The following is a 14,470-nucleotide window of genomic DNA, read 5'->3' as shown; positions in this document are numbered from 1 at the left end:
GTCCCGCCGCGTCCCGTCCGCCCGCGCGCCGTCCGGCCCAGCGTCCCGCCGCCCGTACGCCTGCTCCGGCCGCCGCGGAGCCCGCCGGCGAACGCCCCTATCAGCCCGCGGCCTCCGCCCCGGCCACCGGCGGCTCGCAGCCCCGCCAGTCGGTGCAATAGGGCAGGGTTCGAGCAGACAGGGAAAAGGGCCGCTCCTGTCGTCGGGAGCGGCCCTTTTTCGTTTCGAAAGCGCCCGAAACACACGCGACTTCCCGAGAACCGCCACGCTTGCTACCATAGGAAGAAGAGCAAGGAGCGTGTCTTGGACTTGGAAGTGTGGGCCCGGGTCGGGCAGATCGCCGTATCGGGCGTTGTGGGATTCGCGGGCGGCATGCTGGCCGGCGAGCGACAGGACAAGCGTTCGCTTCGCACGCTGGAGGCGCTGGTGTTCGCCGCGGGGACCTTGCGGAGAATCTGTGAGAACGTTCTCAAGAGCGCAAACGCAACACCGAACTGGGCGCAGAGTGTCGCGGGGGCCTACACGGACGCCAACAGCCTCGAGGTTGTCCGCAATGTCCTCAAACATGTGCGAGCCGTCGATCTGCCTGACACGGTTGATATCGATCAACTCGCCCGGATCGACCTCATCTTCAACCAGGCCGAAGGGACGCTGAAGAAGGCCAGCAAGGGGCACACGGGCAGCTTCGTTCAGGATTTACAGCAAAACATCAATGACTTGGACCCGATTATCACCGCGCTTGCCGCGGAGATGAACCTGCTCCAGCGGTTTTGGCTCTTGAAGCTCTTGTCGAAGCTGAATCCTTTGAACTGGTTCCGCAAAAAATCCTGACCGTTGGCGTTCGGGGCCGAACATGAACGATGGAAGGGCTCACATAGGCCGGTTCCTTGGGCTCCATGCCGGCCGGCGGCGCTTCCGCTGACGGCAGGTCCATCGGCGGTTTCAGCGCGGGAAGGGGCATGAAAAAGGGCCGCCTCCCATCGGGAAGCGGCCCCTGATCGTTTGAACGGGCGAGACGCCTATTCGATGTCTTCGTTCAGCAGGCCGACCTTGAAGAAGCCCTGGCCCTGCAGCGTGTTCATGACTTCCATGAACTGGTTGTACTTCACCTCGGCGTCGGCGCGGACGAACACGCGCTCTTCGCGGCAGTTCGGGCCGCCCAGGGCGGCGCAAACGTCGGCGGGCAGGTTCGCGATCGAGGATTCCTTGTCCGCGATGTAGATGTTCCCGCTCTCCTGGATGGTGATGTACACCGGATCCTTCTGTTCGGTCGGGTTCACCGGCGGCTGCGCCGGCGGCAGGTCGAGGCGGATCGACACGGTGGCCATCGGGGCCGCGACCATGAAGATGATCAGCAGCACCAGCATGATGTCCACGAACGGCGTGACGTTGATGTCCGCGTTCTGTTCGATCGTGCCGGCCTTGCTGCCCGGTCCGGAAAGTTTGGCGCCCATAATCGGGTGTCTCCATCAGGCCCGGCGCTTGGCGCGGCGAGCGTCACTGAAAGCTTCGGTTCGTCTCTTGGCGTCCCTTAACCGGCTTGTAAAGCGGCTTCAGGCGCCTTGGGGTTCCAGAGCGGCGGGTTTGCGCCGAATACCCCTGTCAGGCGAAACGATTCCGGCGGCTCAGCGCCCTTGCGCCAGCTTGAGGAAACGGTCCTTCAGCGCTGCGTCGGTCTTGAACACGCCGGTGAACCGCGTCGTCAGGGTCGAAACGTGGCGGTGGTGCACGCCGCGGGTGGTCATGCACTGGTGTTCGGCGTCGATCAGGATGGCCACGCCCTGCGGCGCCAGATTCGATTCGATGGCGTCGGCGATCTGGTTGGTCAGCACTTCCTGCGTCTGCAGGCGGCGCGAGTAGATCTCCACCACCCGCGCCAGCTTGGAGATGCCGACCACCTTCTCGTTGGGGATGTAGGCGACGTAGGCCTTGCCGATGAAGGGGGCCATGTGATGCTCGCAGTGGCTCTCCACCTCGATGTCGCGCAGCAGCACCATGTCGTCATAGCCCTGCACGTCCTCGAACGTTCGGCCCAGCTCCTTGGCCGGATCGGCGTCATAGCCGTCGAACCATTCGCCATAGGCGTCGACCACCCGTTTCGGCGTGTCGATCAGGCCCGGACGGTCCGGATTGTCCCCCGCCCACGCCAGCAGGGTGCGAACGGCCTTCAGGGCCTCGTCGCGGCTGGGGCGCGTGACCAGGTCGTTGTCGCCGACCAGAACGGGCTTGACGGGGGTAGAGCTCATGAGACGGTTCTCGAACGCGCGGCTTTGTAAGTCGCCAGTGACTGTTTATCAGCTTGGCGGCGTATATGGGACCGCCCGTCCGTCCCGCAAGAAAACTCTCCCGCAAAAGACTCCCTCATGCCGCTGACGATTCACGACACCCTGCACCGCGAAAAGCGCGTGTTCACGCCGCGCGATCCGAACCGGGTGACGCTCTACGTGTGCGGCCCCACGGTCTATGACTTCGCCCACATCGGAAACGCCCGCCCGCCGGTGGTGTTCGACGTGCTGGTCCGCCTGCTGCGCCGCACCTACGGCGCCGACAAGGTGATCTATGCCCGCAACGTCACCGACGTGGACGACAAGATCAATGCGAAGGCGCATCTGGAAGGCGTGCCGATCGGCGAGATCACGGCCCGCTACGAGGCCGCCTATCTGGAGGACATGGGCCGGCTGAACGTCAGCCCGCCGGACCTGGCGCCCCATGTCACCGACCACATGGACGCCATCGTCGCCCAGATCCGGGCGATCATCGACCACGGCTGCGCCTACGCCGCCGAGGGCCATGTCCTGTTCGACGTCTCGTCCTACGAGACCTACGGCAAGCTCTCGGGCCGCAATCTGGACGACATGATCGCCGGCGCCCGCGTCGAGATCGCGCCCTACAAGAAGAACCCGCACGACTTCGTCCTGTGGAAGCCCTCCAAGGAGAACGAGCCGTCGTGGCCGTCGCCCTGGGGCGAGGGGCGTCCCGGCTGGCATATCGAATGCTCGGCCATGATCGAGGCGACCCTGGGCCTGCCCATCGACATCCACGGCGGCGGCATCGACCTGGTCTTCCCCCACCACGAAAACGAGATCGCCCAGGGCGTCTGCGCCCACGGCCACGCCCATGAGGACCAGGCCCACGACGAATACGCCCGCTACTGGATGCACAACGGCTTCCTGACGCTGGACGGCGAGAAGATGTCCAAGTCGCTGGGCAACATCCTGCTGCCGCACGCCCTGCTGGAGCGGCTGCCGGGCGAGGTGATCCGCTGGGCCCTGCTCTCGGCCCACTACCGTCAGCCGCTGGACTGGAACGAGGCCCTGCTGGAACAGAGCCGCAAGTCGCTGGATCGGCTCTATGGCGCCCTGCACCGCGCTTCGGCCATCGTGGCGGGCCCGGACTGGCTGCCCGAGGACTTCCTCAAGGCCATCGAGGACGACCTGAACACGCCCGGCGCCTTCGCCGCCCTGTTCGCCCTGTCCAGCGAGATCGAGCGCGGCATGACCGCCGGCGACCACGAGGCCGTCTCGGCCGCCAAGGGAAAACTGCTGGCCGCCGGCGCCATTCTGGGCGTGCTCCAGAATGACCCTGCCGCATGGCTTGAAGGCGAGGTCTCCGACGACCTCCGTGTCGAGGTCGAGGCCCTGCTGGAGCAGCGCGCCGCCGCCCGCGTGGCCAAGGACTGGCCCGAGGCCGACCGCATCCGCGACCGCCTGAACGCGCTCAACGTCGTGGTCATGGACGGCCCGGCGGGGGCGACCTGGCGGGTGAAGGGCTGACCCGCGGCGCTACGTAATCCGCTTCACGCTGACCGGATCGCTGGCCGGGAAGGTCTCCTCCAGGCCCTCGTCGACCAGCGCCTCCTGCCGGCTCTTCGCCTCGCGCGCCTTCTCGGCCAGCTGGTCCGGCTTGCCGTCCTCACGGGGCGCGCGCTTGGCGTGCGGGGTCTCGGGGTCGCAGTCTTCCTGCGCCTTGTTCAGATGCTCGGTTTGACCGGTCATGTCGGCGCTCCTCAGTTTTTCGGGTGATCTTCGTCGCCGTCGGGGCCGTAGCCCAGGTCGGCGATATCGTCGTCGGACAGGCGTTTGGCCTCCCAGTGGGCGGCGCTGGCCTGGGCCCCGCGCGCGTTCTCCATCAGGCCGGAATAGACCAGCTCGACCTCGTCGACGCCGCGCTGGCCCTGGCTCTCGCCGTCGATCTCGGTCAATCGCTCGCCGTCCACGCCCAGCAGGGCGTCGGCCTCGGCCTCGATGCCCGAGGCGCCGAGCTCCTCGTCCAGGTCTTCCGGTTCGGCGTCCTCGTCGAACTCGTCCCGATCGGCGTCGCCGTCGGCCTGGGTGACGTCCAGCACCGGATCGGCCTCGTCCAGCAGGAAGTCGCCGTCCCCCTCGTCGTCGAGGTGGGTTTCGTCATAAACTTCAGACTGTTCCTGGTCGTCCTTGTAGTCGTCGGGTTCGGGCATCACGTCCTCCCTGTTCAGGGAAGACAACGCCACGGCTCAGGCGGCGTTCCAGCCGCCGGCCACGACCCGGTCCAGGGCCGCCCGCATCCGGTCGATCACCTCGGGCCAGCCGTCGACCGCGCCGCGCACGAAAATCTTCACATCAGGATAGACGACGTAGTGGTCGGTGGTCATCAGGTGCCAGTCGTCCGGCGCCGCCACCATCCACGTCCGGGCCCCGCACGCGGCGGCGATATTGGTCCCGGCGATGCCTGGCCCCAGCACCACGTCGCAGGCCACCGACAGGGCGGCCACGTCCTCCAGATCGTCCTTCAGGTCGATCGGCGGGGTCCAGATGAAAGCGCCGGCGGCCTGGGCGGCGGCCAGGTCGTCGGACACGTCCCCGCACTGCAGGTTGACCATCACGCAGCCCGGGGTGGTCAGCACCGGCTCCCAGCGCTGGAAGCTGGCGGCGAACACCGCGGCCCGCGCCCCGCTCATGTTCAGGCTCTTCCAGTGGAGGCCGACCTTCAGCCCCGCAGGCAGCTTGGCCAGTTCGGCCTTCCAGTAGGCGACCTTCTCCGGATCGGCGACGACATAGCCGTGGTGGGTCGGGAAGGCGTCCAGCGAAGTCCGGTAGACGGCCATCAAGCTGGCGATCGGGACCCAGCAGTCCAGCTTCTGCTCCAGCTCTTCGGCGAACGGCACATAGCGGGTCAGTCGGCCTTCCAGCCGCACCGCCTTGTGGGCGCCGACGACGGCCCCGGGGAAGCCGCGCTGGAACAGGCCGACCATCCGCGCCTCGACGGCCAGATAGACCTGTCCCTCCGGACCCACGGCCGCGATGAGGTCGTTCAGGCAGTTGGCGAAGACCAGTTCATCGGCGATGCCCTGTTCGCCGACCACCAGCACCCGCTTGCCCCGGATGTCCTCGGTCTTCGGGTCCCAGCGCGGCGCGTCGACGGCCACGTGCATGGCGTCCGGCAGATTGGGATCCAGACGCACCTCATAGGCCTCGAACGCCTCGGGAATGCGCGCTTCGCCCATCAGCATCAGGGCGCGGGCCATGTTCATCATGGCGACCTCGTACCCGGTCTCGGCGCCGGGCAGGGCGGCTTCCAGGTCCTCGATGGCGCCGGCCACGTCGCCCAGCGGGCGGCGCGCGTTGGCGCGGTTGTAGCGCGCCTTGGCGAAGGTCGGGTCCAGCCGCAGCGCCTCCTCGAAGAAGGTCAGGGCTTCGTTCAGCCGGCCCTGGTCGTTCAGAACCGTGCCCAGGGTGTTCCACAGCACCGCGCTGTCCGCCTCGATCTGCAGCAGCGGCCGCAGGGTTTCGATCGCGTCGCCATAGCGGTTCTGGTCGCGCATCACGCAGGCCAGGTTGTTGGTCGCCTCGATATGTCCGGGATTGGCCGCCAGGAATTTCAGCAGCAGCTTCTCGGAGATGTCGAGGTAGCCCAGCCGCTGCGCCAGACGGCCCAGGTCGTGGGCGATGTCGGTGTGGTCGGGCAGCAGTTGCAGCGCCGCCTCATAGGCGTGAATGGCCGGGCCGAAGCGGTTTTGTTTCTCCTGGCAGATGGCCAGAACGTGCCAGGCCAGGCCGTTGGTCTCATCGACCTTCAGGGCGTCCAGCGCCCTTTGGGTGGCCCGGTCGAAGTCGTTGACCCGGATCGCCATCAGCGACGACTTCAGCAGCTCCAACGCCTTGCGCTGGTTCTTGGGCGAGCGCGTCCCGGCCAGGGATTTCGACAGTCGGCTGATGGCGGCGGGGGAGGCGGCGTCCCCCGCCATGCCCTGCGCGGCCGGGGCCGGGGCGTGGGCGGAGGTGTCGTCGAAGGCGGCGGCGGACATGAAGCGACTCGGGAGCGGAGCAGATAGGCAATATGACGATGTCGGCTCACAAGAGATGGTTAACCACGTCTGTTTAGCCTGCGTTGGTTCCCGGTTTTCTAGAACCGTATGCCCGGGACCCAGGGGGAAACCGCCCAGATGCCGCTCAAGCTGTCGCTCAAGCCCGGCGAGAAATTCGTCCTGAACGGGGCCGTCGTCCAGAACGGCGACCGCCGTGGCGTCCTGATTCTGCAGAACAAGGCCAGCGTCCTTCGCGAGAAGGACATCATGCAGCTGGAGGATGTGAATTCCCCGGCCAAGCGGATCTATTTCCCGGTCATGATGATGTACCTGGACGAGGCCGCGGCTCCCAAGGTCTACGACGAATTCGCGCTGCGCCTGACCGAGTTCATGGGCGTCACGCGCAACCCCGATGTACTCGCCGACTGCGTCTCGGCCTCGCGTCACGTCATGGCGCGCGAGTACTACAAGGCTCTGATGGCGGCCCGCAAACTGGTGGATTACGAGGAAGGTCTGGCCAATGTCGCTTCAGGCGTACAAGACCGCAGCCACGCGGGCTGAGACCCCGCGCGAGACCGAGTATCGGCTGTTCGGGCAGGTGACCCGGGCGTTGATGCACGCCTCGACCGTGGACGCCTCGGACATTTCGACCCGGATCGACGCCCTCGATTGGAACCGGCGCCTGTGGTCCACCCTGGCCACGGACTGCTCCAATCCGGACAACGCCATGGACATGGGCCTGCGGGCCCAGATCATCTCGATCAGCCTGTTCGTCGGCCGCCACTCCTCCGCCATCATGCGCGGCGAGGACGATTTTGAAGCCCTGATCGACATCAACAAGATGATCATGCAGGGCCTGGCTCCCGCTCCGGCCCAGGCGGCCTGAGTTCATATCTCCCTCCCCCTTGTGGGGAGGGATGTCGGCGCGCAGCGACGACAGGGTGGGGGGACCGTGCGGCTGTTCCCCACCCGCCCCGCTTCGCGGGCCACCCTCCCCATGAGGGGAGGGAGAACGTCTCCTTCTTCGCCGGACGCCCCGGCCAATTCTGCCGACCGGCAGCGGGCGCACGCGTTCCCTTCCAATAAAATCAACCACTTGGACCGGCCCGGTCCTTGCGAGGGCGTGCGCGAACCAGAACCGGTTCTAAGGCCAGAAGGCCTTTCACAACCGACCAGAATGGAAGGAACTATCCGATGGTTATGTCGGTCAACACGAACGTGGGCGCGCAAGTCGCGCTCCAGAACCTGAACGCGACCAACGCCCAACTGGCGATCACGCAAAACCGGATCAACACCGGCAAGAGCGTGGCCAACGCCAAGGATAACGGCTCCATCTGGGCGATCGCCCAGGGACAACGGGCCGATATCGGGGCGCTGAACGCGGTGAAACAGTCGCTCGATCGCGGTGTCGCCGCTGTCGACGTGGCCCTGGCGGCGGGCGAGACGGTCTCTGACCTCTTGCTGCAGATGAAGGAGAAGGCTCTCGCGGCGACTGATGCGTCGCTCAAGACTGCGGCCCGCGCCGCTCTGAACGAGGACTTCAAGGCCCTGCGCGACCAGATCGCCTCGGTGACCGGCAACGCCGACTTCAACGGGATCAACCTGCTGAAGACCGGCGCGACCGGTTTCTCGGCTCTGGCCAACGCTCAAGGCACGGCGACCCTGACGGTCGGCGCCGAAGTCATGTCTCTGGGCAGCACCACGGTCACGGTTACGACGACGCAATCAATCGACACCCTGACCAAGGCGAACGCGTCCCTTTCGGCCGTGTCCGCCTCCATCGACAAGGTCTCGGGCGCCCTGGCGCGTCTGGGCACCAAGTCGAAGGCGCTTTCCACCCACGTGACGTTCGTCGGCAAGCTGTCGGACGCTCTCGAAGCGGGTGTGGGCAATCTGGTCGACGCCGATCTGGCGAAGGAAAGCGCCAAGCTCCAGGCCCTGCAGACAAAGCAGCAGCTGGGGGTTCAAGCGCTCTCGATCGCCAACCAGACGCCGCAGCTGGTCCTTTCCCTGTTCCAGGGCTGATCACGGCAGGTTCTCGCAGGCGCCGGAGAGGGAGATCTCTCCGGCGTCTCGCGCGTCTAGCCGAACAGGCCGGTCAGCCAGTGCCAGGCCTGCGGGGCCAGCCCCGTGAGCCAATGCCAGACCGGCAGCAGGAAGGGCGACACCCACTCCCACGCCAGCCACACCACCAGTCCGCCCACGCAAAGCAGGGCGATGGCGCACCAGGCGATCAGGATGGCCAGGCCGTCGCGCTGCACCAGACCGAAGCCGAAGGCGACGATGATCAGCGACGGCACCAGATTACCGCCCGGAATGGGCAGGACCAGGATGGTGCACAGCAGGATGCAGGCGACGCCGATCAGGACCTCCGACACCTCGCTGGTCATGATCGACAGGCGCGGACGCGACCAGCGCTCGACCTTGCGCAGCGGTTTCATCACCTTGGCGATGGCGGTGCGGTAGCCTTCGCGGTCGATGCTGCTCTTGAGCGCCCAACTCGGCAGCCACAGCTGGTCGCGGCGGATAACCAGCTGGAAGGCGATCAGCAGGATCGGCGCGCCCAGGATGGTGGTCGATCCGGGCACGGCGCCGATGACGGCGCTGACCAGGCCCAGGAACAGCATCAGGGCGCCGAAGCCGCGCTCGCCGAATGCATTGACCAGTTCCCCGAGGTACAGCTTCGGGTCGTCCTTGGCGCCGATATCCTCGATCACCTGCGAGAAGGGGCGTGTGTCGGCCTGATAGTCGTAGTCGGGCATCGGCGACGGGCGATCCGGAAGGGACGATGACTCGATCTAGGCGGGAACCTGCGCCGGCGCCACTTAACAAACCTCCATCCGGACCGGTTGACGGGAAAGCATGGGGAACCCGGCCCGAACCGGGGCCGTTTCGGGTCATCGGGATGTACCCGATGGGAGGATTTTCATGCGTTTGATGATTGCGGCGGCCGCTATCGCGGCCCTGACCCTGGCGGCGTGTAGCCAAGGCGGTGAAAAGTCGGAGGGTGAGACCAAGGCGGGCGACGCCGGCGCCGCGGCGCCCGCAGCCTCGATGGATGGACCCAAACCCGGTCTGTGGCGCGTGACGACGGCCATGGCCGGCGTGCCCGGCGGCGCCGCGATGGCTCCGGTCGAGACCTGCATCACCTCCTCGACCTTCGAGGCCCCCGGCGGCGCGTCGGCGACGCCCGGCGCCAGCTGCACCACCCAGCCGTTCCGCCGCGACGGCGACGTCATGGTCTCCAGCACGGTCTGCGAGATGCAGGGCGGCATGAAGTCGGAATCGGCCATCCGGGTCTCGGGCGACTTCTCCAGCCGCTACACGATGGAGGTGAAGAGCAAGACGACCGGAGCTCCGGCTCCGATGCCGGAAACCACCATGACGATGACGGCCGAACGCGTGGGCGACTGCCCGGCGGCCTAGTCCGGACGAAACCCTGCGACGACGGCGGTCCCGCGCGGCGGGGCCGCCGTTTCGTCGTCCGGGCTAGTGTTTGACGTGCTCCAGCTTTCCCTTGCGCCGGGTGTGCGCGAATTCCTCGAGTTGCTTCTCGGTCATCGACAGCATCGACTTCGACGCGCCCTTGAGTTCGGACTTGGGCGTGTCGCCCCGCTTGGCGGACAGGGCGGCTCCGGCGGCCTTCTGTTGGGCGGCGGATCTGGCGGGCATGGCGTGACTCCTTTCAGACAGGAGCAACCGCGGGTCAGCCCGCTGGTTCCAGAACGACGACCGGCTCGACGGGCGGGTAGGTGGTTGTGTCGCGCCTGGACGCCGGCGCTTCGCTGCCCGCCATCGTGATCATGGCGGCGATGAAGAACAGCGCCGTGGCGATCTGTGAGGTTCGGCACGCCAACAACAACCGCCGCAAGCGCTTGCGATCGGCGGGAACAGGCGTGGCCCAGATCAAGCGGGCTTCTCGCCAGCGGTTGACGCGGCCTTCCAGCAGATCAGGCACGGGCGTCTTCACCACGCCCCGCGCTTCAAGCGCCCGTAACCTCGGCCAGATGGCGTAGGCCGAAAGGATCGCGACCCCCGCACAGGCCGCCCCACAGATCGCAAGAATCTGAAAGAGCGGCATCACCCCAGTAGTTCGCGCCCGATCAGGAAGCGCCGGATCTCGTTGGTGCCGGCGCCGATGTCGTAAAGCTTGGCGTCGCGGACCAGACGCTCGACCGGCCATTCCCTCGTATAGCCGGCGCCGCCCAAGGCCTGCACGGCCTCCAGCGACACCTTCACCGCGTTCTCCGAGGCCAGCAGGATCGCGCCCGCCGCGTCATAGCGGGTCGTCTTGCCCTGATCGCAGGCGCGGGCCACGGCGTAGACGTAGGTGCGGGCGCTGTTCAGGGCCACGTACATGTCGGCGACCTTGGCCTGCATCAGCTGGAACGAGCCGATGGCCTTGCCGAACTGCTTGCGCTCGCGGACGTAGGGCAGGACCACGTCCAGCGCCGCCTGCATGATGCCCAGCGGGCCGCCCGACAGGACGGTGCGCTCATAGTCTAGGCCGCTCATCAGCACCCCGGCGCCGCCGCCGACGGGTCCCATGACGTTCTCTTCCGGGACTTCGCAGTCCTCGAACACCAGCTCGGCGGTGTCCGAGCCGCGCATGCCCATCTTGTCCAGCTTCTTGGAGACGCTGAAGCCCTTCATCCCCTTCTCGATCAGGAAGGTGGTGACGCCGCCGTTGCCCTCGCCGGTGCGGGCATAGACCACCAGGGTGTCGGCGGTGGGGGAGTTGGTGATCCAGAACTTGGTCCCGTTCAGGACGTAGCGGTCGCCCTTCTTGTCGGCGCGGGTGCGCATCGACATCACGTCCGAGCCCGATCCGGCCTCCGACATGGCCAGCGACCCCAGGTGCTCGCCCGAGATCAGCTTGGGCAGGTATTTCGCCTTCTGCTCGGGCGTGCCCCAGCGGCGGATCTGGTTGACGCACAGGTTGGAGTGGGCGCCGTAGCTCAGACCGATCGAGGCCGACGCGCGCGACACCTCCTCCATCGCCACCACATGCTCGAGGTAGCCGAGGCCCAGGCCGCCGTACTCTTCCTCGACCGTGATGCCGTGCAGACCCAGCTCGCCCATCTCGGGCCACAGGTCGCGGGCGAATTCGTTCTTCTCGTCGATCTCGGCGGCGCGCGGCGCCAGCCGGTCGGCGGCCCAGCGGGCGGTGGTGTCGCGGATCGCGTCGGCGTTTTCGCCGAGGCCGAATTCCATGGATTGGGGCGCGAAGGGAATGCTCATGGCGCGGGCGTAGCACTGCCCGCGCGGCAGGCAAAGTCAGTCCTTCTTCGTGGCCCGCACGGACAGGTTCCAGGCCGAGACGCCGACGCAGATGACCCCGATCAGGGCCAGCACCCAAGCGATGATCGTGAACTCATTGGTCGGCAGCGGATCGCTGACCGCCTTGCGGAAGGCCGCGGCCGAGGCGGCGCAGGCGAACAGCCCCAGCCCGCCCATGATCAGATAGGGGCCGGTCTCGATCAGGCTGAAGCGTTTGGCCGGGGTCGGGTCGACCTCGTGGCGCAGCACGGCCAGCGGCGGCTCGTCCTCGAACAGGGCCTCCCCGGGCGCCTCGGGCGTGGTGCGTTGCTCGGGCGTCCAGGCGTCGCGAGCCGGTTCGGCGAAGTCGGCCTCGACCGCCGGAGTCAGCTCCAGCGGCGGGAAGGGCGACGGCGTGGCGGCGTCGGCGGCGAAGATCGGGGCCTGCGGGAAGACGGGCGTCCGCACCGGCTGTGCGACGGGCTCGGGCTCCGGCGCGGCGGCGACCTCCGGTTCGGGCTCTGGCTCCGGCTCGGGCTCCGGCGCCGGTTCAGGCGCGGGTTCCGGCTTGGACCTCAGCTCCAGCTTCGGGAAGCCGGGCAGGGGACCGATGATGGCGGCGGCGTAGGGGGAATAGCGCTGCGACTGGGCGACGATCGTCGGCGGCGGCGGCGTCCACATCTGTCCCTGCGGCTGCCACCCGCTGGGCAGGGGGCGCGGCGCTTCCACCGCGGCGGGCTGGGGTTCTGGTTCGGGCTCGGGCGCGACATCCGCTTCCGGCGCTTCGAGCGCCATCGGGGTCTCGCCCAGCAGAGAGGCCACGGCGGCGGCCCGGCTGGCGTTCGGATCGGCCTGCGGTTCCGGCTCCTGCTCGGCGACGGGCACCGGCGGCGGCGGCAGGGGGGCGGTCAGCAGATCTGACAACAGCACCGGCGAGGCGGGATCGGCCACGAACAGGGCGCGCTCGGCGGCGCGGCGGCGCAGGGCGCTGTCGGGCGACGGGGTCTCGGGCCAGCCGACCAGGGCGTCGGCCGCTTCTCCGGCGTGGCCGGCGTTCAGCCGTTCCAGCACGTCTGACGTCAGGAAACGGTCCACGCCCACCGAGACGGCGAAACTGGCCAGGGCGTCGAACTGATGCTGGTTCAGGACGGCCTCGACCTGTTCGTTCAGCGCCTTGGCCACCGGCATCAGGTCATATTGCAGCAGCAGTTCGGCGTCCTGCTCGCCCACCGTCAGCCCGTCGCGGGCCGAAGCGGTGTGGCCGTAGCCGATCACCCAGCGGCCGTCCTCGCGCTGAACGGCGCGCGAGCGGAAGCTCTCGAAGCTCTTGATGAGCACGATCCCCGCGCGGGAGATCTTCAGACGGGGCCTGTTCGTGTCGAGCACAGGGGTTTGTTCCAGATCGGGACGGACGCTTCCGCTTGCGGGAACAGCCCGCAAGACCCGCGCCGTGCGCGCCGTCGTCACATCAGGACGATGGTCGCCAGGCCCAGGAAGATCAGGAAACCGAAGAAGTCTGTCGTCGCCGTGACGAAAACGGCCGAAGACACCGCCGGGTCGAATTTGAACCGAGACAGGGTCAGGGGCGTCAGCACCCCGACGGTGGCCGCCACCAGCAGGTTCAGCACCATGGCCGCGGCGATCACCAACCCGATGCGCCAGTCCTCGTCGCGGAACCACAGGGCGGTGGCGATGCCGATCAGCGGGGCCAGCACCAGGCCGTTGGCCAGTCCCACCACCAGTTCGCGCCAGAAGGTGCGCGGGGCGTTGGAGCTGTTCAGTTCGCGGGTCGCCAGCGCGCGCACCGTCACCGTCAGGGCCTGGGTGCCGGCGTTGCCGCCGATGGCCGAGACGATGGGCATCAGGATGGCCAGGGCCACGATGTGCTGGATGGTGCCCTCGAACCAGCCGATGACGCTGGCGCCCAGGGTGGCGGTGGCCAGGTTGATGGCCAGCCAGGGCACGCGGCTGCGTACGATCTCGGGCACGGACGAGCCGCGGTCCTCGTCGGCCACGCCGGCCAGACGCAGGATGTCCTCGCGGTTCTCTTCCTGAATGATGTTGACGATGTCATCGACCGTGATCTGCCCGACCAGCCGCCCCGCGACATCGATCACCGGGGCCGAGATCAGGTGGTATTTCTCGAAGATGTAGGCGACCTCTTCCTGGTCCTGATCGACGGTGATCTCGTTGATCGGCCCCATGACCTCGGTCAGCGTCATGGCGCGCGGACTGCGCAGCAGTTGGCTGACCGGGACGCCGCCGACGGGGCGGTTCAGCGGATCGACCACATAGATGTCGAAGAACAGCTCGGGCAGTTCCTCGCCCTGCTTGCGGATGTGGTCGATGGTGTCGCCGACGTTCCAGAACTGGGGCGCGGCCATCACCTCGCGCTGCATCATCCGGCCGGCGGAGTCCTCCGCATAGCCCAGCGAGCTTTCGATCGCGGCGCGATCCACCTCGGGCATGGCCGCCAGCACCTTCTCGCGCTGGTCGTCCTCCAGGTCCTCGACCACGGCGGCGGCGTCGTCGGAGTCCAGCTCCTGCAGGGCCTCGGCCAGGGTCAGGTGCGGAACGCGTTCCAGCACCTCTTCCCGGATGCTGTCGTCCAGTTCGGGCAGGGTGTCGGCCAGCAGCTCGGGCGGCAGCCAGACGACCACCACGGCCCGGTGCTGTTCGGTCAGGAAGCCCATCAGGTCGGCCACGTCGGCCGGGTGGAGGTCTTCCAGCAGCGAGCGCAGCTTCAGGCCGTCGCCGTCGTCGGCGGCGTCGACCACCTTTTCGACGAAGCCCGGCGTCAGGACATAGTCCTCGTCCAGGGCGATGTGTTCGATGTCGTCGTCTTCGGCGGGCGGCAGGGGGGCGGTTGCGGTGGTGCTCACGCGGCGGCCTCCCTTCAAATGTTCAAATCAGCCTTAGCCGAAGATT

General features: G+C 67.4%; 17 protein-coding genes. 6 read left to right on the top strand and 11 right to left on the bottom strand.

Features of this window, described 5'->3' with window-relative positions; all coding sequences use genetic code 11:
• The first annotated feature begins 303 nt into the window (after positions 1-303).
• A complete protein-coding gene (locus tag AC1RRF_RS09295; RefSeq protein WP_492834113.1) occupies positions 304-831 on the top strand; it encodes a hypothetical protein in 528 nt (175 codons plus the stop codon).
• Between the two features lie 188 nt (positions 832-1,019).
• Here the strand turns inward: AC1RRF_RS09295 and AC1RRF_RS09290 are convergent, their stop codons facing one another.
• Both AC1RRF_RS09290 and folE read right to left on the bottom strand, forming a co-directional pair.
• Complete coding sequence (locus tag AC1RRF_RS09290) at positions 1,020-1,454, bottom strand: ExbD/TolR family protein (RefSeq protein WP_492834112.1); 435 nt, start codon at positions 1,452-1,454, stop codon at positions 1,020-1,022.
• Between the two features lie 171 nt (positions 1,455-1,625).
• On the bottom strand, positions 1,626-2,246 hold the full coding sequence (gene folE / locus AC1RRF_RS09285) for a GTP cyclohydrolase I FolE (protein ID WP_492834111.1): 621 nt from the start codon (positions 2,244-2,246) through the stop codon (positions 1,626-1,628).
• 117 nt (positions 2,247-2,363) lie between these two features.
• Between folE and cysS the strand changes: the two genes are divergently transcribed.
• Entirely contained in the window at positions 2,364-3,773 is a 1,410-nt protein-coding gene (gene cysS, locus AC1RRF_RS09280; protein ID WP_492834110.1) for a cysteine--tRNA ligase, read from the top strand.
• A 9-nt stretch (positions 3,774-3,782) separates the two neighbouring features.
• Here cysS and AC1RRF_RS09275 read toward each other — a convergent pair whose 3' ends face one another.
• From AC1RRF_RS09275 to AC1RRF_RS09265, 3 genes are read right to left on the bottom strand one after another with little or no spacing between them, the layout of a single operon-like run.
• Positions 3,783-3,995, bottom strand: coding sequence for a hypothetical protein (locus AC1RRF_RS09275; protein WP_492834109.1), 213 nt, complete (start codon positions 3,993-3,995; stop codon positions 3,783-3,785).
• 11 nt (positions 3,996-4,006) lie between these two features.
• On the bottom strand, positions 4,007-4,456 hold the full coding sequence (locus AC1RRF_RS09270) for a hypothetical protein (protein WP_492834108.1): 450 nt from the start codon (positions 4,454-4,456) through the stop codon (positions 4,007-4,009).
• Between the two features lie 36 nt (positions 4,457-4,492).
• Positions 4,493-6,283, bottom strand: a complete 1,791-nt coding sequence (locus tag AC1RRF_RS09265; RefSeq protein ID WP_492834107.1) for a tetratricopeptide repeat protein — start codon at positions 6,281-6,283, stop codon at positions 4,493-4,495.
• A 138-nt stretch (positions 6,284-6,421) separates the two neighbouring features.
• Between AC1RRF_RS09265 and flbT the strand changes: the two genes are divergently transcribed.
• The 3 genes from flbT (at position 6,422) to AC1RRF_RS09250 (ending at position 8,308) form a co-directional block, all read left to right on the top strand.
• Complete coding sequence (flbT, locus tag AC1RRF_RS09260; protein ID WP_492834159.1) at positions 6,422-6,844, top strand: flagellar biosynthesis repressor FlbT; 423 nt, start codon at positions 6,422-6,424, stop codon at positions 6,842-6,844.
• On the top strand, positions 6,804-7,169 hold the full coding sequence (flaF, locus tag AC1RRF_RS09255) for a flagellar biosynthesis regulator FlaF (protein WP_291832465.1): 366 nt from the start codon (positions 6,804-6,806) through the stop codon (positions 7,167-7,169). Before flbT ends, flaF begins: the two co-directional genes overlap by 41 nt.
• Positions 7,170-7,477: 308 nt before the next feature.
• The gene (locus tag AC1RRF_RS09250; protein WP_492834106.1) at positions 7,478-8,308 is read left to right on the top strand and encodes a flagellin; all 831 of its coding nucleotides are present in this window, start codon (positions 7,478-7,480) and stop codon (positions 8,306-8,308) included.
• A gap of 56 nt (positions 8,309-8,364) precedes the next feature.
• Here the strand turns inward: AC1RRF_RS09250 and AC1RRF_RS09245 are convergent, their stop codons facing one another.
• Entirely contained in the window at positions 8,365-9,045 is a 681-nt protein-coding gene (locus tag AC1RRF_RS09245) for an exopolysaccharide biosynthesis protein (protein WP_492834105.1), read from the bottom strand.
• 166 nt (positions 9,046-9,211) lie between these two features.
• Between AC1RRF_RS09245 and AC1RRF_RS09240 the strand changes: the two genes are divergently transcribed.
• Complete coding sequence (locus AC1RRF_RS09240; RefSeq protein WP_492834104.1) at positions 9,212-9,709, top strand: DUF3617 domain-containing protein; 498 nt, start codon at positions 9,212-9,214, stop codon at positions 9,707-9,709.
• 63 nt (positions 9,710-9,772) lie between these two features.
• On the opposite strand, the gene AC1RRF_RS09235 is transcribed toward AC1RRF_RS09240, so the two are convergent.
• The 5 genes from AC1RRF_RS09235 to mgtE form a co-directional block, all read right to left on the bottom strand.
• Complete coding sequence (locus tag AC1RRF_RS09235; protein WP_492834103.1) at positions 9,773-9,955, bottom strand: DUF3008 family protein; 183 nt, start codon at positions 9,953-9,955, stop codon at positions 9,773-9,775.
• Positions 9,956-9,989: 34 nt separating this feature from the next.
• Entirely contained in the window at positions 9,990-10,241 is a 252-nt protein-coding gene (locus AC1RRF_RS09230) for a hypothetical protein (RefSeq protein ID WP_492834102.1), read from the bottom strand.
• Between the two features lie 122 nt (positions 10,242-10,363).
• Complete coding sequence (locus AC1RRF_RS09225) at positions 10,364-11,524, bottom strand: isovaleryl-CoA dehydrogenase (RefSeq protein WP_492834101.1); 1,161 nt, start codon at positions 11,522-11,524, stop codon at positions 10,364-10,366.
• Positions 11,525-11,560: 36 nt separating this feature from the next.
• Positions 11,561-12,928 carry a lysozyme gene (locus tag AC1RRF_RS09220; RefSeq protein ID WP_492834100.1) on the bottom strand — a complete coding sequence of 456 codons (1,368 nt, stop codon included), beginning with the start codon at positions 12,926-12,928 and terminating at the stop codon, positions 11,561-11,563.
• Positions 12,929-13,005: 77 nt separating this feature from the next.
• Positions 13,006-14,424 (bottom strand): magnesium transporter, encoded by a 1,419-nt coding sequence (gene mgtE / locus AC1RRF_RS09215; RefSeq protein ID WP_492834099.1) that lies wholly within the window; start codon positions 14,422-14,424, stop codon positions 13,006-13,008.
• Between the last annotated feature and the right edge of the window lie 46 nt (positions 14,425-14,470).

It is taken from the genome of Brevundimonas sp. GW821-FHT12C05 (assembly GCF_058807475.1).
Note: the sequence above shows the minus strand (reverse complement) of the source record. Positions and strands in the feature narration are given on the sequence as shown.